At 65.0% G+C, this 23,884-nt stretch carries 23 protein-coding genes; 9 read left to right on the forward strand and 14 right to left on the reverse strand.

Annotated features, from left to right (window positions below):
- Positions 1-11: 11 nt before the first annotated feature.
- The 3 genes from AB0L58_RS25530 to AB0L58_RS25540 all read right to left on the reverse strand — a co-directional run bounded on the left by AB0L58_RS25530 (position 12) and on the right by AB0L58_RS25540 (position 2,881).
- Positions 12-182, reverse strand: coding sequence for a hypothetical protein (locus AB0L58_RS25530; protein WP_364390195.1), 171 nt, complete (start codon positions 180-182; stop codon positions 12-14).
- A 588-nt stretch (positions 183-770) separates the two neighbouring features.
- Complete coding sequence (locus tag AB0L58_RS25535; RefSeq protein ID WP_364390196.1) at positions 771-1,511, reverse strand: class I SAM-dependent methyltransferase; 741 nt, start codon at positions 1,509-1,511, stop codon at positions 771-773.
- Between the two features lie 422 nt (positions 1,512-1,933).
- Positions 1,934-2,881 carry an AraC family transcriptional regulator gene (locus AB0L58_RS25540; protein ID WP_364390197.1) on the reverse strand — a complete coding sequence of 316 codons (948 nt, stop codon included), beginning with the start codon at positions 2,879-2,881 and terminating at the stop codon, positions 1,934-1,936.
- A gap of 411 nt (positions 2,882-3,292) precedes the next feature.
- Between AB0L58_RS25540 and AB0L58_RS25545 the strand changes: the two genes are divergently transcribed.
- Positions 3,293-3,889, forward strand: coding sequence for a TetR/AcrR family transcriptional regulator (locus tag AB0L58_RS25545; RefSeq protein WP_364390198.1), 597 nt, complete (start codon positions 3,293-3,295; stop codon positions 3,887-3,889).
- Between the two features lie 131 nt (positions 3,890-4,020).
- On the opposite strand, the gene AB0L58_RS25550 is transcribed toward AB0L58_RS25545, so the two are convergent.
- The 3 genes from AB0L58_RS25550 to AB0L58_RS25560 form a co-directional block, all read right to left on the reverse strand.
- Entirely contained in the window at positions 4,021-4,380 is a 360-nt protein-coding gene (locus tag AB0L58_RS25550) for a hypothetical protein (RefSeq protein WP_364390200.1), read from the reverse strand.
- 876 nt (positions 4,381-5,256) lie between these two features.
- A complete protein-coding gene (locus AB0L58_RS25555; RefSeq protein WP_364390460.1) occupies positions 5,257-5,448 on the reverse strand; it encodes a winged helix-turn-helix domain-containing protein in 192 nt (63 codons plus the stop codon).
- A gap of 45 nt (positions 5,449-5,493) precedes the next feature.
- Positions 5,494-5,802, reverse strand: coding sequence for a hypothetical protein (locus AB0L58_RS25560; RefSeq protein ID WP_364390201.1), 309 nt, complete (start codon positions 5,800-5,802; stop codon positions 5,494-5,496).
- A 381-nt stretch (positions 5,803-6,183) separates the two neighbouring features.
- On the opposite strand from AB0L58_RS25560, the gene AB0L58_RS25565 reads away from it, so the two are divergent.
- Positions 6,184-6,633 (forward strand): EthD domain-containing protein, encoded by a 450-nt coding sequence (locus AB0L58_RS25565; protein ID WP_364390203.1) that lies wholly within the window; start codon positions 6,184-6,186, stop codon positions 6,631-6,633.
- Positions 6,634-6,670: 37 nt separating this feature from the next.
- Here the strand turns inward: AB0L58_RS25565 and AB0L58_RS25570 are convergent, their stop codons facing one another.
- Entirely contained in the window at positions 6,671-8,890 is a 2,220-nt protein-coding gene (locus tag AB0L58_RS25570; RefSeq protein WP_364390205.1) for an MMPL family transporter, read from the reverse strand.
- A 191-nt stretch (positions 8,891-9,081) separates the two neighbouring features.
- Entirely contained in the window at positions 9,082-10,674 is a 1,593-nt protein-coding gene (locus AB0L58_RS25575) for an MFS transporter (protein WP_364390206.1), read from the reverse strand.
- A gap of 113 nt (positions 10,675-10,787) precedes the next feature.
- Here AB0L58_RS25575 and AB0L58_RS25580 point away from each other — a divergent pair, with 113 nt between their 5' ends.
- Complete coding sequence (locus AB0L58_RS25580; protein WP_364390207.1) at positions 10,788-11,456, forward strand: TetR/AcrR family transcriptional regulator; 669 nt, start codon at positions 10,788-10,790, stop codon at positions 11,454-11,456.
- Positions 11,457-11,567: 111 nt separating this feature from the next.
- Here the strand turns inward: AB0L58_RS25580 and AB0L58_RS25585 are convergent, their stop codons facing one another.
- Positions 11,568-11,837, reverse strand: a complete 270-nt coding sequence (locus AB0L58_RS25585; protein ID WP_364390208.1) for a metal-sensitive transcriptional regulator — start codon at positions 11,835-11,837, stop codon at positions 11,568-11,570.
- 291 nt (positions 11,838-12,128) lie between these two features.
- On the opposite strand from AB0L58_RS25585, the gene AB0L58_RS25590 reads away from it, so the two are divergent.
- Genes AB0L58_RS25590 through AB0L58_RS25605 form a run of 4 tightly spaced genes read left to right on the forward strand, consistent with a single transcriptional unit; the run spans position 12,129 to position 13,880 of the window.
- The gene (locus AB0L58_RS25590; protein ID WP_364390209.1) at positions 12,129-12,554 is read left to right on the forward strand and encodes a hypothetical protein; all 426 of its coding nucleotides are present in this window, start codon (positions 12,129-12,131) and stop codon (positions 12,552-12,554) included.
- A complete protein-coding gene (locus tag AB0L58_RS25595; RefSeq protein ID WP_364390210.1) occupies positions 12,551-12,850 on the forward strand; it encodes an SH3-like domain-containing protein in 300 nt (99 codons plus the stop codon). The genes AB0L58_RS25590 and AB0L58_RS25595 overlap by 4 nt, the downstream gene beginning before the upstream one ends.
- Positions 12,847-13,554, forward strand: coding sequence for a thiocyanate hydrolase subunit gamma (scnC, locus tag AB0L58_RS25600; RefSeq protein ID WP_364390211.1), 708 nt, complete (start codon positions 12,847-12,849; stop codon positions 13,552-13,554). The genes AB0L58_RS25595 and scnC overlap by 4 nt, the downstream gene beginning before the upstream one ends.
- A gap of 17 nt (positions 13,555-13,571) precedes the next feature.
- The gene (locus AB0L58_RS25605; protein WP_364390461.1) at positions 13,572-13,880 is read left to right on the forward strand and encodes a ScnB; all 309 of its coding nucleotides are present in this window, start codon (positions 13,572-13,574) and stop codon (positions 13,878-13,880) included.
- Positions 13,881-14,054: 174 nt separating this feature from the next.
- Here the strand turns inward: AB0L58_RS25605 and AB0L58_RS25610 are convergent, their stop codons facing one another.
- A complete protein-coding gene (locus tag AB0L58_RS25610) occupies positions 14,055-14,672 on the reverse strand; it encodes a PAS domain S-box protein (RefSeq protein WP_364390213.1) in 618 nt (205 codons plus the stop codon).
- Positions 14,673-15,062: 390 nt separating this feature from the next.
- Here AB0L58_RS25610 and AB0L58_RS25615 point away from each other — a divergent pair, with 390 nt between their 5' ends.
- Entirely contained in the window at positions 15,063-15,515 is a 453-nt protein-coding gene (locus AB0L58_RS25615) for a helix-turn-helix domain-containing protein (protein WP_364390214.1), read from the forward strand.
- Positions 15,516-15,720: 205 nt separating this feature from the next.
- On the opposite strand, the gene AB0L58_RS25620 is transcribed toward AB0L58_RS25615, so the two are convergent.
- Both AB0L58_RS25620 and AB0L58_RS25625 read right to left on the reverse strand, forming a co-directional pair.
- A complete protein-coding gene (locus tag AB0L58_RS25620) occupies positions 15,721-18,168 on the reverse strand; it encodes a hypothetical protein (protein ID WP_364390215.1) in 2,448 nt (815 codons plus the stop codon).
- Between the two features lie 501 nt (positions 18,169-18,669).
- A complete protein-coding gene (locus AB0L58_RS25625) occupies positions 18,670-20,226 on the reverse strand; it encodes an amino acid permease (RefSeq protein WP_364390217.1) in 1,557 nt (518 codons plus the stop codon).
- Positions 20,227-20,507: 281 nt separating this feature from the next.
- Between AB0L58_RS25625 and AB0L58_RS25630 the strand changes: the two genes are divergently transcribed.
- Positions 20,508-21,857, forward strand: coding sequence for a lipase family protein (locus AB0L58_RS25630; RefSeq protein WP_364390219.1), 1,350 nt, complete (start codon positions 20,508-20,510; stop codon positions 21,855-21,857).
- Here the strand turns inward: AB0L58_RS25630 and AB0L58_RS25635 are convergent.
- Positions 21,811-22,854: a helix-turn-helix domain-containing protein gene (locus AB0L58_RS25635; protein WP_364390220.1), complete on the reverse strand. Its 1,044-nt coding sequence runs from the start codon at positions 22,852-22,854 to the stop codon at positions 21,811-21,813. The two genes, AB0L58_RS25630 and AB0L58_RS25635, sit on opposite strands and share 47 nt — an antisense overlap.
- Before the next feature lie 53 nt (positions 22,855-22,907).
- The gene (locus AB0L58_RS25640) at positions 22,908-23,786 is read right to left on the reverse strand and encodes an alpha/beta hydrolase (protein WP_364390221.1); all 879 of its coding nucleotides are present in this window, start codon (positions 23,784-23,786) and stop codon (positions 22,908-22,910) included.
- Positions 23,787-23,884: the final 98 nt, after the last annotated feature.

A 23,884-nucleotide genomic window follows, 5' to 3' on the forward strand; every position in this document is an offset into this window, starting at 1 on the left:
GCCCAGATCGGTCACCCGTGCAGCGCCTGGTCGCCGCGGACGGCGCCATCGACCACGGCGACCCTGATCGATATCCAGTGCACGACAACCACCACCGTGATCGAGCAGACCCGCACAATATCGATGGTCCAATCGCGCTCCAGCACGTTGGACCGCATCACCCGGTCGGGCTGGGTCACCATGACTTCGGATTACTCGCCCCGGCTGAACGCGGGGTGAATATGTGACGTGCAATCTGCCGTCGGTTATCGCCTGCGGACCCACAGCCATGAAATCGCGACGGCGATGAGTACCGAGGGCTTGCCGAGCAGCATGGTCCCCACCGCCAGGGCCGTGATCTGATCGGCGGCCTACAGCGGCAGGAGTATCAGCACATGCGGCGCCCACATCACGGCCCAAGCCGCGGTCAGGCGCCGTTGCTTCCGGATCCGCGTGATCGACAACATCCCGAATGCCCAACTGCAGCAGGCCATCAACGCCGAAGCCGTCCGCATCCTGCGCGGCAGCCCGCAACCATCCCCCGCCGACCGAAACCGATAACCCGAGCGCGCCCGTGACAGCCCGCCGGTCCGAACAGTCGACGCCGCGAACCGGGCCGGATCCACGACATCCTCGATTACCGCATACCGCGCTGTCCGGACCAGCCACGGTGACGCGGCGGGTGGGCGAGCGCGCACGTGGTCGTGACGATGGATCTCCCCGCACGGCCCTCGATGGTCGCGACCTATCGCCGACGTGCACGCGATCGCCGACTCAGGCAGCCGCGACGGTCACCGGATAGCGACGATCACCGCGTCGGTGATGGATCGCCACGCCACTCCGGTCTCGGCGAATCCGGCCTCGCGCAGCCGAGCGCGGTGCCAGGCAAGCGGCTGGGGTACGCCCCGGACCCTGCTGTCGAAAATCGCACGGCTGGCTGCGTATTCGGCGGCGAGCCGGGGTTCATCGGCGACGTCGGCCCACCATTCGTCCCAATCGCGTGCGCCCTCGGCCCGCGCATGCTCCTGGTGGCTGCGCTGGATGATCTCGTCGACGGCGTTGAGCTTCGGGGTCTCGGGATCGGGCACGTGATCCGCATTGACGAACACCCCACCCGGGCGCACCAATGTCGCCAGGTCCGCGTACAACCGGGCCAACGTGGCTGGTTGCATCCAATGTGTGGCCGTCGCGGTCAGCACGGCATCGAACGGCTCGGCAGGCAGTTCCAGCGTCCACCCCGGTTCCTCCAGATCGGCGACCACGAACGCAATACGGGAATCGCCGTCGAACGATCCCCGCGCCATCGCGAGCAACGTGGGATCCCTGTCCACCGCAACCGACATCGCCTCGGGCAGCCTGGCAAACAACCGGGTGGTGATGCTGCCGGTCCCACACGCCAAGTCGAGTACCCACGGTGACTTGCCGCCCGTCGCCTCGACGACCTCGAGCATCACCCGGAACCGCTCCTCGCGATCGGGCAGGTACAGCTCCTGCTGCCGATCCCAACTCCGTTGCCACGCCTCCCAGTTCACGCATCCTCCCGTTAGCGAGTCGACATCGGTGCGCTTATGTCCGGAACTGATTTGCCGGCGACCACTGATCCACGCTCAGGGCTGCTCCGAACAGCACCGGATGTGAAAACACCCAGGGCCGGCGCTGCCCGCGGCTCGATGTGAAGACTAACCCGACCAAGATCGCGAACCAGCCCCGCGACACACGCCGCCACTCCTTACCCGGGGAAGGCCGCGGGGCTACGACTATCTAATCGGTGAATACCTGCCCTGGTGTACGAGCCGAGGCAGCACCACACGCCGGTCCATCGGATGCCGAAAAGCCACAGGTAAACGCCCGTTGCACGATGGTTGCAAAAGACGCGGCGCGATGGTCGGTCGACCTGGCCTGGCCTGGCCGTGTGGGCGTCGGAAGGTGTTGTGCCGCAGTGGGCTCCGTGTGCTCAGGCGTGCCGGATATCGCGGGGACTGGTGCCGAAACGATGTCGGAAGGCGGTACTGAACGCGCTGGCGGAGCTGAAGCCGAGTTCGACTGCGACAGTGGTGATGTTCCGATCGCGGTACGCGGGGTCCTGCAGTCGCAAGTAGGCCAGCTGCAGGCGTTCTTCCTTGATGAGCTCACGCGGTGTCGTACCGGCCCGCTGCAGGGCGACCTGGATCCGACGCAAGGACCAGCCCAGAGCCTGGGCGACGGTGGTGCCGGTCAGTTCGGGGTCGTGGGCGTGCGTGCGGACATAGTGCCGGATGGTGGATTCCAGATCCTCGAGGTGACTGGATTCGGTGGGGTGGTCACCGAGGATGTGCATGCACAGCAGATCGACCAACCGGGCGGATACGGCATCGAATTGGCGGTGGCCCAGAGAGTCGCGCTCGGCGACCAAAGAAGTGGCCATGTCGGTGACAACTCGTCCGAGTCCCGTGGTGAAGTCCCAGAGCTGTGCGGGCGGCGAGGCGCGATCGAGGCGGTGATCGATCTCACGCCGCGGGATGGTCATGACCATCCCCTCGGTGTCGTCGGCTTGGGCGTAGGCAAACGGTTGGTCGATAGTTACCAAACAGCCGATACCTGGCAGCAGCGGCACATGCTGACCGTCCTGCCAGATAGCCATGCGCCCGGTGACGGGCAGCAGCAAACGATAGTCGTCATCGGAGTCGACGCGCACCTGCCCGGGGGTGCGGTAATAGACCACGGCGTCGGACCTGGATCGGATAATCTGGTAGTTGCCGGTACGTCGCAGCACGGTGCGGCCGTAGAAGTCTCCGCGAGGGAAGGCGTATCCGAAAATTCGGCGCTGGTGAGACTCGAGCACCGCGGCCCAATAATCGGTGCGTTCGTGCGGTAGGACCGAATCCGTTGTCAGAGACTCGATGAGATTGATCGTGTCGGTCATCCGCTCCACTCCTGGTAGTGATGTGCCTGTCGAGCGCACCGTCCGGGGCGGCACGGCGGCTTCGGCCGGCGCCGTCCACGATCGCGGTCACGGACGGTCCTGCGCACAGCGGCAATTCTTCTGCGCTCAGCGGAAAGCGGGGCCCGGTGCAGCACCTCTACGTTGTTATTCCAGCACGGCACCGCCGCAGCGACAACCTGAGCACGCGGCCCATAACGAGGTCCGAAACCAGATGGATGACAAGCAGGTTGAGCAGACCTGCGCCGAACCGCCGGCCGGCTGACCCGTCCGGCGGTTGCGCCCCGAGGTGCGGGCGTCCTGCGCGGGAGGGCCGGGTCGTTGTGGATGTCGGCCAGGCACGGCACGCAGCGCGCAACGTTAACGCAATAGGCATGCATTATCGTGCTATCGGTGGGTCAGGACGAGTTTCGGAACGAAGTGCGACGCCGCCCCGGCGGCCGGTCCACGCGAGTTCGCACCGCGGTACTACAGGCAGCCCTGGAGGCCCTGGCCGAACTCGGCCCCGGCGGGGTGACGATGAGCGAAATCGCTCGACGAGCCGGCGTCCACGCGACATCGATCCAACGACGTTGGGGCACGACCGAGAACGTGATGCTCGATGCGCTACTGGACCGCAGTCAGGAGCAGCTGCCGATCCCCGACACCGGATCGCTGCGCGGCGACATGATCGCACTGGCCCAAGCGACCGCGGCCTACCTGGCCACGCCACTCGGCATCGCCCTGGCCAGGGCGATGGCTGTCGCCGACGACGATCCCGCCATCGGCAGTGGTCGCGCCGAGTTCTGGAAAACCCGATACCACGCGGCAAGCGTCATGATCGACCGCGCCGTCGCTCGCAACGAACTCGCCCCCGAGACCAACCCCTGGGTTGCCCTCGAAATGCTCATCGCCCCACTGCATTTCCGAGCCCTGCTGGTACGCCAACCCGTCGACGACCTCCAGATCACACAGATCGTCGACACGCTGCTGCGAGGCCTGACCCGATAGCGGCCGGGCCGGCTCGGCACGCCGCAGCACGGCCGCAACCAACATAGTTAACGCAATACTCTTGCTTTTAGAATCGAAGGTGCTTACGCTGGCCCTGCTGTGCACGCTCGGCGATGTCGCGGCGGTACGCGTCAGGCGAGTCCGAATGCGCGCAGCACCTGCCACCACCACGTCGGCGGCTCACCGCCACCCGGCCACCCCGGCGCCGACGGATTGTCGTTGTAGCCCTCGGGCACCACATATCCATGCCGCCCGCGGCGGTCACCACCCTGCTGGTCCGGGCCTCGATTGTCCTGGCCCGGCTGATCGGTGCCCGGGTTCTGCTGGCCGGGTCCGGGTTGGATTTGTTCTTGCTGCTGGCCGGGTTGCGGCTCGGCGCTCGCGAGCGCCGAAATACCCATCGGCACTGCGACTATCGCGCAGACCACGGACGCTTTCGCGACATAACGCCGCAGGCGTGTGGCATTTGTTTTCGACGTGATCGCAGCCATGGTTTTCCCTTCGTCGATCGATCGCCATTCGATAACGCAGCCTGCTCGCCTTGCACATGTCCGACAAGGTCGAGCAGACCGAAACCAGGGATTCGCAGACAACTCACACGTGGCTTAGATAAACCACGTTGTCGCAGTTTAGCAAGGCTTTCCGATGGGACGAGCCGCATTCGCTCCCGGGAAACGTCCAGTCGGCATCCGAGTTCGGCGAGGCCGTCCCCCGCACACTCGGCGGTACCGTCGTCGTCGGGCGACCAGCCGGGCAGATTTTTCGAGTTGCGCAAGGACCTCGCAACGACGAAATACCCGACACGCGAACGATATTCGATAAGAACGATGACCAGTTGGCTGGTCCGGCGGCAGCACCGAAAAGAGTTGCCGCCAGACCTCTTTCGCTATTTGGTCGGTGGCGCGGGAGCCAGCGAAGAGCATTCCTGAGCGGCCTGCTTTTGCTCCTGCGACATTGCGGGCGGAGTCGGTGTCGGCAACGCCGATTGCAGTCCGGATGAAGACGCCGAATTGGGAACCGGTGCACTGGGGCCGCCCGGCGGCATGGCAGGGATGCTCACCCCCTTGCGTTGCATGCAGGCCCGGAACTCGGCCATCGGATCGGCGGGCTGGTTCCCGCCGGCCGCTGGAGTCGTCGAAGTGGTGGTAGTCGAGGCGGGTTCATCGCTGCTACACCCACTGCTCGATAGCGCGGTACCCAGCACCGCCAAGGCGGCGATCGCATGGATCGCGACGGCATTTCTTGACACTTTTCGGTATTCCCTTTCCATTCTGCGAAGCGAGCACTCCGCCGAACGAACGGTAGGTCTGGTGCGGAAGTGGGCTCAAGCCGATCAAGCTGATTCCCAAGAGATTCCGAGCTGGCCATCAGGATTGCGGCGGCACAGTGTCCGATCGAGGTCGGCGCATGATATAGCCGACACCGCGAATCGTGCGGATCAGCTTGGGCTCCGTGGTATCGATTTTGCGACGCAGGTACGAGACGTATGACTCCACGACGGCGCCGGATCGCGACAGCGAATAGCCACGGCGGTGTAGCGCCACGGAATGGTTCTCGATCCGAGAATGATGCGCCTGCGGTGCGCGCCACTACCGACATTCCATTCAATGGATGAATGGATCAAGCGGCGCGGCCAGCTGATCGAATCGGTTCCCCAGCTCCGTGTAGCTCACCAACCATCCACTGCTGGCCGCGATTTCACACAGCGGCCCGGTCGGTGCGAAGAGGTATCGGAGGTCGGACAACCGACTCGAATCCCCCTGCCGCAACCGTGCGGCGTGATCGGTCAGATCGTCGACGATTTCCCCGTGCTCCGCGTACCGCGACTGCCAGCTCAGATCCTGCGGCTCGGTCGCCACGATCGCCAGCACCCGATCGAGTAGGTCGGCTATCTTCGCCGCGTCCGACTGCACAGCCGATAATCTACCGCCCGGCCTCGCCGCGTGGCCGACATCCAGTCGGTCGTTCGGCCGACATACACCGAAAATCTTCGACAGTGGTGACGGTCTCGATGCCGTGGATCTCGGCACCCGCAACGCGAATAGTCGTTCGACAGCGCCTGATGCGGCTCCGGTCGCTCGCGGCTGAGCGGGCATTGCCGAGTGTGGACCTCAGTTGACCAATTGGTCATATGTGATCATTGCGTCATCGCCGCGCCACCGTTAGTCTCATCATAATTGATCAAATGATCAGAAGCGTCGTAGAACGCCTGGTCGAAAACCTGCGGCTTACCGCAGGGAGGAGCGGAGTTGGAAGCGAACACACGGGAGCGCGCGGGTTCGAGGCGTGCCTTCATGGCCGGTACGACGGCGGCGGGACTCGGCGCCATCCTGGCATCTCACGCGCCCGAGGCGGATGCGGGGACGCCATCCGATCCGGTGAAGTTGGTGTGCGCCATTCGACGCCGGGCGGATCTGTCGCCCGCTCAGTTCTATGACTACTGGTTGAATCACCACGGCCCCCTTGCCGTCGAGCAGATCACGGTGCTCGGTGGCTATCGCTACGTCCAGAGCCATACGGCGGATCCGACGCAGAACCTGCTGCTCGCCGCCGCGCGGGGCACCGGCGAGGCATTCGATGGCATCGTCGAGGTCTGGTTCCCCTCGGAACAAGCCGTGATCGCGGCATTCGCCACACCGGCCGGGGTCGAGGCCAACGACCGCCTGACTCAGGACGAGCAGAACTTCATCGACCTGGCCAGGTCCTCCTACTTCGTGACCAACGAGCATGTGCTGCTCGGTTAGCGGAGCAATTCGCTTCGCGGCCGTCGGCGAACGGGCGTCATGATGCTCCGGTAATGCCGTGTGGCACTTCGGCTTCGGCGTCGTGGGCGAATCGGTGTTCGAGTTCGACGCCCTCGATGTCGAGGTCGGGGACGTAGCGCGCGAACCAGCGCGGGTGGTACCACATGCGGTTGCCGATGATGGCCATGACCGCGGGCACCAGCGTCAGCCGGACGATGAAGGCATCGAGCAGCACACCGACCGCCAGGGTGAACGCCAAGGGTTTGACGATCGGGTTGTCGGTGGTGGTGAAGGCGACGAACACCGCGAACATGATCAGGGCCGCGGCGGTGACGACGCGCGCGGAGTGGGCGACACCGTTCTGCACCGAACTGATCGCCTCGCCGGTGCGTGTGTATTCCTCCTTGATCCGGGAGACGACGAAGATCTGATAGTCACTGGAAAGGCCGAAGATGATGGCCAGTGTGATGATCGGCAGGAAGCTCAGCGTCTGCGCCTTGGTGATATCGAAAAGATTTGCACCCCAACCCCATTGGAATACCGCGACCTGCGCGCCGAGGGCGGCGAAGACCGACAGGATGAAGCCGACGATCGACGACAACGGTACGAGAATCGTGCGGAACGCGATCGTGAGCAATACCAGCGCCAGACCCACGACGACCGCGAGGAAGATCGGCAGCGCCTCGGCAAGCTGATTCGAGGTGTCGATATTCGCCGCCGTGGTACCGCCGACCAGATATGTAGCGCCGGTGCCGCTTTCGATGCGGTCGCGATCGTCACGCAGCCGGTTCACCAGATCGGTCGTCGCGGAGTCGTTGGGACCGGTCTTCGGGATCACCTGGATCAGCAGCAATCCGTTGTCGGAGCCGGCGGGCTGGACGGCGGCGACATCGGACTCCTGTCGCAGTCGACCCATCAGTGTCTGTCCGGCATCCGGGCCGGTAGCAGCCGACAGGTCGGTCACCACCAGCAGGGGGCCGTTGAATCCCGGACCGAACGAGTCGCTGACGATGCCGTATGCCTTCCGGGCGGTACTCGACTCCGATTGCGTTGCACCACTGGGCAGTCCGAGGTCCATGCGCGTGGCGGGGACGGCCAGGAGGGCGAGAATCGCGATACCGAGAACCAGCATCGGGACCCGGAATCGGGTGACGAATCGGCCCCACGCGTGCCCGAATGTGCGCTCCGGCTCGTAGGCGGCGATGCGCGCGACCGCCTCCGGCTTTCCCGGATGCAGCGGCGGCGAAATGAATCTGGCGACCATATCGCCGGCGAAGCCGAGTAGCGCGGGCAGCAGCGTCAGTGCCACCAGCATGGCGACCAGCACCGCACCCGCCGCCGTCAGCCCCATGACGGTGAGGAAGGGGATGCCCGCCACCGCCAGACCGCACAGTGCGATGATCACGGTTACCGCCGCGAACACGACCGAACTGCCCGCGGTCCCGACGGCCAGCGGAATCGACTCGGCCGCAGCCATTCCCAACACCATCTGGTGCCGATGCCGCGACAGGATGAACAGCGCGTAGTCGATGCCACAGGACAGACCGAGCATCAAGGCCAGCGACGTCGCCGCCGAGGCGACGTCGACGAAAGCGGCCACGCCCAGAATCCCGGCGAGCCCGATGCCCACCCCGATCAACGCGGTAATGATGGGCAGGCCTGCGGCGACAACCGCGCCGAAGGTGATCAGCAGCACGACGAATGCCGCGACGATGCCGAGAACCTCTGGGGTATGCGGGATCTCGGCCGTGAAGCCCGGGTATACCGCACCGGAGAATTCCACCGTGAGACCGGCATCGCGCGCCGAATCGGCGATGCGATCCACATCGTCGAGGGTCTGCTCGCCGACCTCCCCCGCGGACACCGAGAACTGCGCGCTGCCCAGGGCCACCCGCTGATTCGGCGAAACCGCCTGCGCCTGGAACGGATCGACAACCGCCGCGACTTGCGACAGTCCCTTCAACCCCGCCATGACCTTCTCGATCTCAGCGGTCACCTGCTGGTCGGTCACCTTGGCCAGGCCGGGGGTGGCGAAAACAACCTGCATCTGCGCACCACTGAACGCTGGCATCCGCTGCTGCAGCAATGACACAGCATCCTGCGACTCGGTGCCGGGAACGGTGAAGTTGTCGTTGGTCTTGCCACCGGTACCGGCGGCGAAGACGATCGCACCGACCAGCACAGCGATCCACAGCGCCAGCACCCACCAGCGGCGACGTGCTACGACCTGACCGAGGGCGAATAGATACCGGGACATACGGGTCCTCTCACCGATACACCAATTGACACATCAGCAAAGCGATCGCGCACAACACTGGTACGATAACACAGTAACTGACGATTTCATCATAAACGCAGCAATGGTCAGCAACCCGCGCACCCCTCCGCTCCAGCTGGTCGGGCCCGACATCGGAACCGGCGTCCGGCCCCTCGGCCGGCCGGGCACGGTCAGCCGACCACCACCGGTTCTTCGACCGCATTCGAAGCGGGCACAACGGTGGACCGTCGCCGCGGCCCGGGAAGCAGCACCGCAACGCCGAGCGTGCCTACCGTCAGCACGATCGCGGCGATCAGACTGGTATGCGAAACCGCGTGGGCGAAGGCGGCATCCGCGGCGGACACCAGTCGGGCAGCCTGTTCGTGCATGCCGGCGGCGTCGATCCGCTGGGCGACTACGAGCGCGCCGCCGATGGAATCCTGTGCCACGTCAGCGGCTTCCGCGGGCAGATGACCGTTGACGACGGGACCGATCTCATCGCCGTACGCAGTCGCCAACAGCGAGCCGAGGATGGCGATCCCCAACGTGCCTCCCAATTCGACGGACGTGTCGTTGACCGCGCCACCAACGCCGAGCAGACGTTCCGGGAAGGCGTCCATGATCGTGTCGGTGGCCGGTGAGACGCTCAGGCCGATGGCGAGACCCATCAGCACCAGCGGCCAGGCGAACGCGGCGTAGCCGGATTCGGCGTCGACCCGGGTCAGAACCACGAGGGCGACAATGCCGAGCAGCATGCCCGCCACGACCATGGCGCGCAGTCCGAGGCGCGGCGTCAGCACGCCGGTGATCGCCGAGCCGACGAACACAGCGCCCGCCAACGGCAGCAGCCGCACACCCGTCTCCAGCGCGTCGTATCCGAGCACGAACTGCAGATGCTGCGTGACGTAGTAGATCGAACCGAAAGCGGCCAAGAAGAACAGCAGCACAGCGAGATTCGCACCGGCGAACGCACGGTTGCCGAACTTGCGGACATCGAGCATCGGGTTGGGATGACGCAATTCCCAGCTGATGAACCCGGCCGCGGCAATGGCGCCCACGATGCCCGCGACCACCGCGGAGGTGTGCCAACTGTTGCGGGGACCTTCGATGATCATGTAGACGAGCGCGGCCACGGCGAGCACGGACAAGCCGCCGCCCAGCAGGTCCAGCCGCTGTGTGGTGCGCGCCCGTGACGGCGGGACCAGTACCAGGGCCGCGACGGCGGAGACGATCGCGATGGGCACGTTGATGAGGAAGGTCGATGCCCAGCCGTTGTCCTCGAGGAGCCAGCCCGCCACCAGCGGGCCGACGGCGATCGCGAGACCGGTGGTCGCGGTCCAGATCGTAATCGCCACGGCGCGTTCCCGTTTCGGGAATGTCGCGACGAGCAGCGAGAGCGTGGCTGGCATGATCATCGCCGCCGCGACGCCCATGATCGCGCGGGCGGCGATCACCCAGTCGGCGCTGTCGACCGCCGAGCCGAGCACCGCGCCGCCGGCGAAGATGCCGAGGCCGAGCAGCAGCATGCCGCGGCGGCTGTATTTGTCACCGATCGCGCCCATGAGCAGCATCAGCGCGGCATAGGGGATGGTGTAGGCGTCGATGATCCATTGCAGGTCCTGGCTGGACAAGCCCAGATCGATGGTCATATCGGGGGCGGCGACGATCAGCGAGGTGTTGGTCATGACGCCGATCAGAACGCTCAGGCACAGCACTGCCAGCGCGGCCCATCGTCGGCCGTAGACGGTGCCCGGTTCGACCGGTTCGGTGACTAGCAAAGACACTTGCATTCCTCTCGTTAGTTGCACGCCGATGTGCAATTGCACGTTCATGTGCAACTTAGGGGATTTGCACAACACCGTGCAACTGTGAGAGCCTGCAACGTGAAGGGACTCACATGACCGCGACCAGAACCATGACCGCACCAATGACGCCGGGCACCCGGGCACAGGCCAATCGGCGGCGAATTCTCGACGTCGCCGCCGGTGAGCTGGCCCGCAATCCCGCCGCGAGCATGGAGGAGATCGCGCAGGCCGCCGGTGTCGTGCGCCGAACTCTCTACGGTCACTTCCCCACCCGCGACGCGCTGATAGACGGCATCCTCGACCTGGCGTCGGAGGACCTCGCCCGCACCCTCCGCGCACTCGACACCGACGAACCGGTCGCGATCACCTCGGCCAGGTGCACGATGGCCCTCTGGCGTGTCGGCGACAAGTACCGCCTGCTGCTGCGACTCACCGCAACGAACCTCGGGGCACGGATCGAGGAACGGCTGGCACCGGTACACGAGCACGGGACGGCGATGCTGCGCCACGGCCAGCAACTCGGCGTCTTCTCCGACCACCTGCCCCCGGAAGTGCTTTCGCGCGCCCTCACCGGCCTGGTACTGGCCCTGCTCGAGGCTCGTAACGACGAAACCTGGACGGCGGCCGATCCGGCCGTGGCAGCGGCTCGCGCCTGCCTCGTCACATTGGGCGTCCCACCCGCCGACGCAGCTGAAATCTCTAGAGCCGCAGCCGAATTGGAGGGCCACCCCGCAGAACCAGCACCCCACGGCACCGAGTAGGAACACCCGCCCCGCACACCGCCTGCCCGGCAACTCGCCGCAGCCGCCACGATCGTGACCGGTGCTGCCGCGCCGAAGGCCGCGACACGAGTTCGCCACGGCCCCTTCGGGTCAGGCCAGCGCCAGGAAGAGCTTCTCGAGTTCGTCGACGGTCATCGGTTCCGAACCATCGGCCGTTTCCCGAGTCAGGCAGTCGCGCAGCCCGCTGGCGACGATCTTGAAGCCCGCGCGGTCGAGCGCGCGGGATACCGCGGCGAGTTGGGTGACCACATCCTTGCAGTCCCGGCCCTGTTCGATCATCGAAATCACGCCCGCGAGCTGTCCGTGTGCGCGGCGCAAGCGGTTGAGCACCTGGGCGATGCTCTCCTCGTCACCAACCATGAGACCTTCTCCTCGACTCGCTTCGATCGAATAGCCAAGCATACCCCGCGGGGTATGCGCTTAGCCGAGTGCAGCCTGTCGTCGCGCGGCCGATGCAGGCGTCCATGCAGGTCACAGCGGCCTTTCGGGTGACACGACGGGCGGCGACGGCGGCAATGGAACGATCTTGACGTGTACCCTTGATAGTCGGATCAACGCAATTGGATAGGGGCTCGCCGCCCCGCAGCCGGATGTACGCCGTATGCGATCACCCGGCCGGGGGAACATCGGATCCGTCACTACGGAGACCTCATGAGTGCACCGAACCGATTCGACGAAGTTCAAACCCGCGTAGCAGATCTCGCTCCCGCGTTCCGCAAACCGCTGGACTCGCCGTACGAGATATCGAACGAATTATTTACCGCCCTCCGACACGTCCTGCACGACGTGGGCGGACAGCCGGATGCGCCGATCGAATACCGGGAAAAGGTCGAAGAACCCTGGGAGATGAACACCTATGTCACGTGCGAATGCCTCGGCTGGCGTGGTGTGTGGAATTCCGAAGAACGCCGACGGGCCGAGAACGACCTCGGCGCGACCCTGTACTTCGGTCTGCCCTACTACGCGCGCTGGGCGACCGTCGCGGCGAAGGTATTGATCAACAAGGGGTTGATCACCCCGGACGAGTTGTCCGCGAAATTGGACGAGGTGCGCGCACGGATGGAGGCGCGGCAATGACCAGGAAGTACCAGATCGGCGATCGCGTCACGGTGCGCGACGCGACGTCGATGTTCCACACCCGCACTCAGTCATATACGCGCGGCCGCACGGGTGTCGTCGTCGAATACCGGCCCGAGTGGGTGATTCCGGAAGACGAGGCATGGGGACGTGACGACGGTCGCTTCGAACCGTTCTACGTCGTGCGGTTCCGTCAGACAGATCTGTGGCCCAAATACACCGGCTTCGACGTCGACACCCTGGAGACAGAGGTCTCCGAGCGCTGGCTCGAGCCCGCAGAGGAGGATGCCAAGTGAGTCAGACCCACGATCACGGGGCGCACGCGCCGATCCAGACGAGCTCAGAGATCAGCGAGTTCGAGATTCTGGAGACGGCGGTTCGCGAGCTCGCCATCGAAAAAGGCCTCTTTTCGCAAGAAGACCATCGACGATTCTCCGAATGGGCCGAATCGGTCGGCCCGCACGGCGGATCGAAACTGGTCGCGAGGGCGTGGACGGATCCCGAGTTCAAGGCGCGCCTACTCGCCGACGGGACCGAAACATGCAAGGAGGTCGGCATCGACTGGCGTGACCCGACCGGATCCGGTACGCCGAGCGACTACACCTACTTCTACGTGCTGGAGAACACGCCCGAGGTGCACAACGTGATCGTCTGCACGCTGTGTTCGTGCTATCCGCGGCCGGTACTCGGTATGTCTCCGGACTGGTACCGCACCCCCAATTACCGTCGGCGCCTGGTGCGTTGGCCCCGGGAGGTACTCGCCGAATTCGGCCTGCACATTCCGCCCGAGGTCGAGGTCCGGGTGCACGATTCGAACCAGAAGTCCCGGTTCATGGTGATGCCGATGCGCCCGGCGGGCACCGAGGGCTGGACCGAGGAGCAGCTGGCGGCCATTGTCACCCGGGACACGATGATCGGCGTGGCGGTGCCGCAGGTCGACTGGACCGCGCAGGCACCGCCGGACCAGGTCGAGGCCGCCTCGGGAAGGAGTGGGCAGTGACAACCAGTCCCTACGAGATGCTTCTGCACACCCTGGATCCCGAATCGCGGCGCGAGCACGCGCTCCCCGAACTCGATCGCAGGCCCGACCCCTGGGAGTCGAGCATGCAGGCGACGTGCGAATGCCTGTCCTGGCGCGGCGCATTGGACAATCTGGAACGCCGCCATGCCGAGGATGCCCTCGGTGAGACGATCTACCACGACTTTCCGGTACATACCCGATCGGTCGTCGTGACCGCCCACACGCTGATGGATCGTGGCTTGATCGTCCCGGAGGAGTTGCGTGCGCGCATGGACGCGGTCCGGGAGCGGTTCAACCGAGAATAACTCCCCGCAAGTGACGAACCGGCCGGAGCGAGGACGAACCGCTCCGGCCGGTTTCGCATTCGCGCATCCGCGACAAAACCATGCCGCCGGGCGACCGGCACCGACCGAGGCCGCACTGCCGGCGCGCGCACTGCAGGACGGGCACATCGGCCTGAACGAGCTCTGAGCAGGGGATCACCTATCCGAATCGGCCGCGATCTCGTCCGGGTGCGGCCGATCGGTGATATCGCGGATAATCGATATCACCAATTCATCGCCGGGCAGCAGTTGTTGTGAGAATTCGACGATCCGGACCGCACCGTCCTTGCGCCGCAAGGTTCTTCGGTAGACACCCTCGAGTCCCACACCGGTGCGCCGTACGATTTCGGCGCGGATGGCATCGTCGGCGACCAGTCCGAGATCCACGGCCGTCCAGCCGATCAGCTGTTCGCGCCGGTATCCGGTGAGTTCGCAGAACGAATCGCTGACCTCCAGAAACCATTGGGAACCACGGGCATTCACCGCGATGCCGTCGAAGGAGTGTTTCAGCAGCGCGCCGAACATCCCGCGGTAGTCCGCGGCCGCACCCTCGACCGTGAGCGGATCGGGCACCCGTCCCGCCTGCCGGTACAGCTTGGCGCGCTGATGCCAGCGAGCCACCGTGCGCGGACCACTGATCTCGAACCGATCATCCACGGCCGCAAGGGTTTCCAGCCATTGCGCGGCCTCACTGTAGTCGCCGCGCCGAACCGCCGCGACCAACCAGCTCAAGGTCTGCTCGCGTGCGCGTTCATGGTCCGACGCGTCTGCCACCCTGCCGCTCCCCCTTGCCATGCCGGTACGTGGCTTCCATGCTAAGCGGACCGATCCGTTCCGTCGCACCGGATCGAGTGCTGTAAGTCCGCGGCGCCGAGTCGCTCGACCATCCTCGTCGACGGTTGCACATCGAGTTGCGCGGCCGAGGTGGCCGGATCGAGTCCGATGGTGTCGAGCGGGCCGACGTCGCCCGAGTGGTCCGTGACCGGGCACGGTAACCTGCGAGGCCGATGTTTCGATCCGTTTCCTACCGGGCAATCCCGGGTACTCAACCGAACACACTTGCGATTCGACTTCGGACCCGATGGACTGGAGCGGTTTTCGTCGACAGCGCACATCGAACCGACGACCGGTTCACCAGGACAGCGAAGAAGATGGGCACCTCAGATGGCTGATTTCGCCGAGCGGTTGAACAAGCTATTCGAAACCGTGCATCCCCCGGGCCGCCGATCGCATACCAATGCGGAGGTCGCCGACGCGTTGACGAACTCCGGGCACCCGATCTCGAAACCCTATCTGTCCCAGCTGCGATCGGGCCAGCGAACCAACCCGTCCAACGAGACCATGGCCGCCCTGGCCAAATTCTTCAAGGTCAAACCGGACTACTTCTTCGACGATGTCTACGCCGCCAAAATCGACCACGACCTGGAACTGCTGTCGCAGCTCCAGGGCTATCACCTGCGCCGGCTATCGAGCCGAGCTTTCGACCTTTCCGAGGACTCGCAGAATCTGCTCGCCACCATGGCGGAAAAGCTTCGGGCGAGCGAAGGACTACCGGCCGCACCGGATAGCGAAGACTCAGGACCCGCTGGCGACCAGATCCAACGCCGTACCCTGTGATCGCCCGGCGGGAAAGTCGGCAGATTATCCATGTGCGATACGCACCCGGCGGTCGACGGTGAAGCGACACAAAACATTCGGCAGCTGAACATCCACGCCACTACGACCTGCGCCCCACCGGCACCACTCGTTGGGCCATCGGCAAGAAGATCTGCACAGGTCGTGGCCGATGAGCCGGGATGCGTTGACCGGATAGCGCACCAGTTCAGTTGAGCCGACGGCCGACCTGGGCCATCGGCCGAGCCCAGCCGGGCCGCGGCGGACTGTTGGGCGCCGGAGGCGTCGGTGTATTCGTCGCGGTTCGTTTGGCTCCACTCAACGCCTGGTCGGTAAGGGTCGCGTCGGAGATGTTGCCACGAGCCACGCGGAGCAACTGTTGGTTCGTCGGATCACGCAATGCGTCGTTGACGCTGTCCAGCACACGGTCCGCCTGCCTGCTTCCGATCGCCCCCATCATGCGCTGGGCGGCCAGTTGGTCGAATTGAGTACCAGCCAACGGACCGGTCGCGGCAGCGCCATTGGCGACTCGTTGGAGATCCTGGGCCACTTCCGCTGTAGGTGCGTTCAGGTATGCATCGACGAATCGCTGCTCTGCTCCGTTGGCTGCGCCCTGATCGAGAGTGACGCCTTGAGGGACCGAGCGCCGGTATCGGAATGCGGCGGCCTGCAGGGTGGCGAGATCCGCTGCGACCTCACCGGGATCGCTGCCACCCGCAATGAGGCGAAGCGACGAGTCCTGGACGCGTTGGACCGCGGCGACCACGTGGCCGAGATGGTTGTTGGCCATCGTCCAGTCCTTGGAATTGCCGTCGACAATCGACCACGAGCGAATGGCGTTGAACACGATGTTCTCGTCGGTGAATCCGGCGGCGAGCAGCGCAGCCGGTGCATCGCTGATCTTCCCGCCGATATCCTCCAAACCCTGCAGCGCCGCAGCCGCGCCGCGAACGGTATTGATGCCACCGCCCGGCGCGGCAATCGCGGCCTCCCGGGCGGCCCGCCCGAATACGGGCCGGTGCACGTATGCCTGGGCGTAGGAACCCCTGGGCCCACCCATTCCTGGCGCACCCCAAAACCCCCACTGACCCAACTGGGCACTCCGCTCGGTGCGGGAGAACGGCCGCAACGGTGAACGGGTCCGTCCCCACAACCATTCGGTCGCAGGCGAATTGCTGACGGTGCTGAAGGCGGCGAGAGCAGGCAGCATGCCCATGCGCATGGAATGCCCCGCCCCGGCCACGCCCATACCGAGGGCGGTCGCGCTGCCACCCGAACCGCGTCCGCCACCACCGCTGCCCTGCACGGCCAGTGCGAACCGGTTCGCGATCCACTCATTGCCGCGGTCCAGACTGTGACTGAGGCGTTTGAGCTGAAGGATCGCTACGATTTCGAAGATCGCGCCGATGATGAACACCACCATCACCTGATCGCCGGCGAGCTTGAACAGGTCCCCCAGGATCAGCACATACACGCCGAGAAAGATGGTGTAGGCGGTCATGCGTGCCGCGGCGACGAAGCTGTCGACGATATTGCGGATCAGGAACGTCTGAGTCGGTCCGTAGACGAATCCGCCTGCGGCGAAACCGAAGATCGACATCAACCCGTGGTAGATCGTGTCGAGTGCGGCCCGGATCACCTTGATCGCGAGCACAGCCCCGAAGGCGAGCAGGATGGCCCCGGCCAGCAGCAGCAACAGGCCGGTGCCGATCTGCTCGAAATTCGGGTTCTCCATCGATTCCTTGGCCGCGCTGTCCCCGCAGGAACCGATGCCCCGCTTCACCCGGTCCTCGCTGCCCGCCGTGACACCGGCCGACCACGCGGCACGGCATGATGTCCGTTCGTCGACCACATGCCCGAAGTTCCAGACTTGCAGTGGACGACGGGCGAAGTTGTCGGTCAGCGTGCCCTGCATGGTCGCGACCATGTGGGACGGATCGACATTGTTATTGCCGTTCAATCCGGCCGCCACCGAAATGCCGAGATCGCGGCCCTGCGCCAGCAGACCGTTCGACGACAGCACATCGGCCAGTGGTTCGGCCAGGAATATCGGCCCCAGCAACCCAACCATGATCATGGTTGCCATTTGCAGGGTGGCTTTGGAGTAGAAGCCGCGTACGACGAACCACGCGACGAAGAACGCACCGATCGTCGCGGCGGTCACCAACATGATCGGCGTCGCGATCTGCCCGGTCAGGCTGTGCGCCACCCCGAGCAGAGCCTTCGAGAAGATGTTCAGCCACTCGAAACTCAGGGCGTAGCCGATAAGCCAGATCGCCGTGATCACAATGATTTTCCAGCCCGCGAACTCCAGGCCGATCACCAGGGATATCGCGGTACTTCCCGGATTGAGCACACCACCGTGGTCGGTGGCGAACACATAGCTGGCGGCCTCGACCCCCGAGGAATCGGCGACATGGGTCCAGCCGAGCGCGCTGCCGACCGACGACCCGGCGGAGCGGGTGCCGCTTTCGGCCGTGGCCGAGGCCGTGGCACCGAGCAGGCCCGGGAAGACAACCAAAACGAAGACTGTGAGCAGGACGGCGACCGTCCAGCGCCGCCGCCGCGTCGCGCGTATCCACGTACGACACCGCCGCAGCACCGCGGGCAACTGCCATCGATCCGGATCCCAGTAATCCGATCTCCAGTTGTTCACTACCACAACCTGATTCGTTTCCGCGCACCCCAAACACAGGCACGGCATGGCAAGACGAGCATCGAAGCCGATAGACCCTCGGAGCTGCTCAACAGTCTCCGGCTATGACCATCAACGCTAACGACGCGCGTTGAACGACCCCCCTCCGATCGGTGAACAGCGCACAGCGAAACCATCAGAGCCCGTTGGCTTTTCGTATCCACTCCGACCGCAGCTGTTCACCACTTGTTCGCCCCGCGCGGTCGCGGAATATTCGCGCGGCTCGACGCGCGCAGGACACCGTAACGGCACATATGGTCATCGAGAACCAAGGGTTACAAGTGGCCAGCTACTGGGCGGAAGTGTCGGTATCCCAGCACTTTCCAGCGCTGGCAACCGGTCGATCCCGACGACGGAAGACATCCCGATCGAGGAATAATGACAATTGCCCGCCCATCGCTGCGATCGCGAGCAGCTGCTGTCGCACGAATCGTCGGATGAGCACCCGACGTGCTTCGGCTCCTAGAACGAGTCCGGGTTGACGTAGCGGGCCTTGGCGGTCTCGATGATCACTTCCGGCTCGGCGGATGGACCGAGCGGTGGACGCTCGGCCACTACGGCGAATTGGCCGGTGTGATGTTGGCGGATGCGGGCTATTCGCAATACTTTTCGGCGAGCCAGGAACCAGCCGCCGATCAGGGCCGGCCCCAGGATGACGAGCATGGCGAGTACGGCGATGCGCTGGACCATATCGCCGCTACAGGCCATCAGGATTACGACCGTGGCCAGAAAGAGCAGGGTCGCCACATCGGTGTAAGGGGCGCCGGGCAGGCGGGAGGCCGGGCGCCAGGCCAAACCGCGGCGCCATTCGCGCCAGAGTCTGAGGTGACAGAGCAGGACCGCGGTCCACGACACAATGGTGCCGAGTGCGGATGCGTTCAGCACGATCTCGAAGGCCTTGTCCGGCACCACCGCATCGAGTCCGACCCCGACCAGGGCGATGGCACCGGTGGCCAGAATGCCGACGTAGGGTACACCGCTGCGCGACATGCGTGAGGCCACACCGGGCGCGCTGCCGTTCATCGACATCGAACGCAGAATCCGCCCGGTCGAGTACAACCCGGCATTGAGACTCGAGAAGGCAGCCGTGAGCACGATCAGGTTCATGATCGAACCTGCCGCCGGCACGCCGATCTTCGCGAAGAACGTGACGAACGGACTCTCACCGGCCCGAAAGACCGTATAGGGCAAAAGCAGTCCGAGCAGTACCAGCGAACCGACATAGAACAGTCCGATACGGGCGATGACCGAGTTGATCGACCGCGGCATGGTCGTCTCCGGATGCTCCGCCTCACCGGCCGCGATACCGACCAGTTCGACTGCGGCATAGGCAAATACAACACCGGTGGTCACGGTGACCAGCGGCAGCAGGCCGGTCGGGAAAAGTCCGCCGTGCCCGGTGACCACCCCGATACCGGTCGGCGCACCCTGAATCTTGAAGCGGCCGGCCAGGAAGATCGTGCCGATGATCAGAAAGCCGACCAGGGCAACGACTTTGACCAGCGCGACCCAGAATTCCAGTTCGCCGAACCAGCGCACCGAGATCAGATTGGTACTCACCACCGCGATCAGGGCGATGAGCGCGATCACCCAGTGCGGGACGACCTCGAGCACGCCCCAGTAGTGCGCATAGGTGGCGATGGCGGTGATATCGACGATCCCCGTCATGCACCAGTGGAAGAAGTAGGTCCATCCGACGGCGAAAGCCAGCTTCTCCCCGTAGAACTCGCGCGCATAGGAGACGAACGATCCGGCGGATGGCCGATGCAGCACGAGTTCGCCGAGCGCGCGCAGGATGAAGAAGACGAATACGCCGCATACGGCATACACCAGGAACAATCCCGGTCCGGCGCTGGCGAGCCGGCCACCGGCACCGAGAAATAACCCGGTGCCGATCACCCCGCCGATCGCGATCATCTGCACTTGGCGCGCGCGCAGCGATCTGCGATAACCGACATCCTCGGCGTGCAGTGCATCCGCGAGCGCCGACAACTCGACTGGTCCCCGAACTGCGATCATGACCAGGCCTTCCAGTGAGCAGTCATGTCGCGGAAGAATGTACCGTTATTTAGCGGCACATTCAATGCGTTTTATTTGAAGGTTCAACGGGTACTCCGATGACCCCGCGGGGCGATGCCGCGTTCGACACCCCGGCCGGGCTCGGCTCGTGCACATGCACAAAACCCGAAGTCCAAGCTCTGCATCATGCCGATAGCCCGGCGCGGCCGATTGCGGTGAGCTGAATCCAGCAAGCCGACCCCAGGATCGGCTGGCGGATCAAGGGAGATTCGGAGGATGCGATGAAGCGATCTCGGCGGCGGCTCGCGGTGCTGGCGGCGGCAGCGGGCCTGACGGTGGCGGCAGGTCTGACGGTGGGCAGTGGCGGGGTGGCAGCCGCCGATCCGGTCTTCCCGCCGACCTTCCCGCCGGATCAGAATCAACTGCCGCAGTTGCCGACCGAGCCGCAGATCTACGATCTGCTGCCGATCCCGTCACCGGATCAGGACCCGTGGTACGACGATCCCGCGGCTCTGAATTCGTATCAGCCAGGGCAGATCGTGCGCAGCCGCGAAGTGCAGACGCGGGTGCTCGGCATTCCGTTCCCGGTCTACACCAAGCAACTGCTGTTCCGCTCGAACGATGTGCACGACAATCCGATCGTGACCGCGACAACTGTTGTGGTGCCGGGCATCCCGTGGCAGGGCAGCCCCCGGCCGGTGCTGTCCTTCCAAGAGGCGATCGACTCCACCGATTCGGCCTGCAATCCCTCGCATACCTTGCAGACCGGCACCATGAAGGAGTCGGCGCTGGTGATCTATTGGTTGGCACAGGGTTTCGCGATCAACGTGCCCGACTTCGACGGAAAGTTCAATACCTTCAACACCTATGCGGAGGGCAAGATGGTCCTCGACAGCCTGCGCGCGGTGAAGAACGATCCGGCCCTCCGACTGACCGATTCCGGCATCGCGCTATACGGATATTCGGGCGGCGGTTCCGGTTCCATGCGCGCGGCCGAGCTGCGCGCGAGCTACGCACCCGACGTGCGGTTGCTCGGCACCACCGTCGGCGGCACACCCGGCGATCTGGTGGCGGAGGCCGGGTACGCGACCCGATATGAACCCGGACTCACCGGCACGAGCAACTTCACCATGTGGCTCGGCTTCGCGAGTCTGGCCCGGGAGTATCCGGATGTCTTCGATCCCGCCGAACTGCTGACGGCTGACGGGCAGCAGATCCTCGCGGATGTCGAAAGTCGTTGCTATGCAACCATTGCGCTCACCGGCGTCTATCGACCCATCAGTGCCTACTATCAGCCCGGCAAGTCGCTGGAGTCATCCCCGGAGATCCTTCGGGTGTTGCGGGACAACAGCTTGGGCAAGTACCTTCCGGATACGCCGATACTGTGGTGGCACGGCCTGTGGGACGAACTGATCCCGCCATCGGTGGTGTTGCCGACTGTCCAAAGCTATTGGGAGCGGGGCGCGGATCTGCGCTTCTACACCGTTCCCGTCCCCGAACACATTGTCAATGCCGTCACCGGCTGGCCGCCCGCGGTGGCCTGGACCAGCGCAGTGCTGCGTGGTCTGCCGCCGGGGCCGAAGTTCAAGGCAGACTTCCAGCCGCTGCCGCCCGGCTTTCCCGGAAGCTGACATCGTCTGTATCCGGACCGGAACCGGAAATCGCGAAATGCTGTCGGTAGCGATCGGGTGTGGTGGCCAGCTGTCGGGAGAAGACCCGGTGCAGCGTCTCGCCGTGCTTGTAGCCGACCACCTTGGCGATCGCGACCACCGTCAGATCTGTCGTCTCGAGCAGTCGCCGGGCCGCCTCGATGCGCAGATTCTCCACGAAAGCCGCTGGGGTACTGCCGGTTTCGGCGCGGAATGCACGAGCGAAGGCGCGCTCGCTCAGCCCGGCCCGCGCCGCAAGCGCGGCCACACCCAGGTCTTCGTCCAGATGGTCGGGCAGCCATTGCTGTACGGCCCGGATCGCCGGGGTACGCGCCGGTTGCGCACGTAGTTGAGCGCTGAATTGCGCTTGGCCCCCAGGCCTGCGGGTGAAGACGACGAACCACCGGGCGATCAACTGCGCCACCTCGGTACCGTGATCCGCCTCGACCAGGGCGAGCGCGAGATCAATGCTCGCGGTGACCCCGGCCGAGGTCCACCGGTTGCCATCGTTGACGTAGATCCGGTCCGGTTCGACCAGCACCCGCGGGAAGCGCTCGGCCATCACCGCACATGCGCCCCAATGCGTTGTCGCGCGATAACCGTCGAGCAATCCGGCCCCGGCCAGCAATAGCGAGCCTGCGCATACCGACGTCACCCGCCGCGATCGCCGAGCGATGGCCGGGAGCTCGCGCACCACGTCGGCGGATACCGATGGGACGAAGGCACCGTTGCCTCCGATCACCATCAAGGTGTCGATTTCGTCCGCACCGGCCGCGAGTTCCGGCAGGGAATGTTCGACATTCATCGTCAACCCGCCGTCGACGGTGACGGCACCGGCGCGCGGCGATGCCGTCACCACCCGGTAGGCCGGCGCGCCGACGACGGCGTTGACGGCACCGAAGATGTCCATCGGACCCGCCAATTCGATCAGCTGGATGCCGTCGTAGACCACGAGGACAACCGTGCGAGGCGTCGACACATCCCTATCATCACCGCACACGCCCAGGACTGTCCCGGCAATGTGCAGACCGATCACCCCGCGTGCCGGGCCGGCGCGACCACACCGGCGGCATGCCGTCCGAGAAAGGGAATGATCAATTCGGCGACACGGTCACCGAACTGTGCGTGCGGATAGTGCCCGCCGTGCTCGATGACGGCCACCTTGCCGATGCCCATGGGCATGGCCGCGACGATCGACATGGCCTCGGCCTTCGGGTCCGGGAAATCGGGATCCTCGGCGCCCATGATCACCAGCGTCGGCCGGTGCACCTGCGACAGCGCCACCTCGGCATCGGCCGGGGTGGTCTTGCCGGTCTTGCGGACCTCGCGCCACCGGCCGGGTTCCCGCAAGGTGGTGAACACGCCGTCGAGGTAGCTCGGAAAGTCCTCGGGCTTGGTCGGATAGGCGATATCGAGGTATCTGCGCCACAGCCGCGGCGACCCGAGCAGCAGCGCGCCCAGCAACCGCACCACCCCGTGCCGGTACCGCGGCACCGCCCACAGAGCGCCGACATCCAGTCGCTGCCTCCTGGTGAACGGGTTGATCTCGACAATGGCACTGACCAGTTCGGGTGCCTCGGCCGCGGCAATGGTCGCCGCACCGCCGGACAGGGAGTGGCCGACTACCACCGCGGGGCCGCCGAAATACCGAATCACACTGAGCAGATCGCCCGCGACATCGGTCCGGCTGATGGCCGCCTTCCCGGTCACCGACGGCCAGCCGGGGCTGGATTCGCCATGTCCACGCAGGTCGGCATTCACCACCCGATAGCCCGCGGCGGCCAGTCGCGGTACGAGATGACGATAGTCGTGCCGGGAAGTTCCGATGCCGTGGGAAAGCACCACCAGCGGTCCGTCCCCGACGACATCGCAGGCGATCCGCCCCTCCTCGAATGTCACGAACTCGGTCATTTGTCTTACCTTCCAGGCGTTTTCGAAAGGTCGCGTAGTACGCGATGTGCTCGAAATTGAACGCCGGAATCCAGGCTTTGTCGGTAGCCCCGACCGGA

The organism is Nocardia sp. NPDC052112 (assembly GCF_040680135.1).
Classification (GTDB): domain Bacteria; phylum Actinomycetota; class Actinomycetes; order Mycobacteriales; family Mycobacteriaceae; genus Nocardia.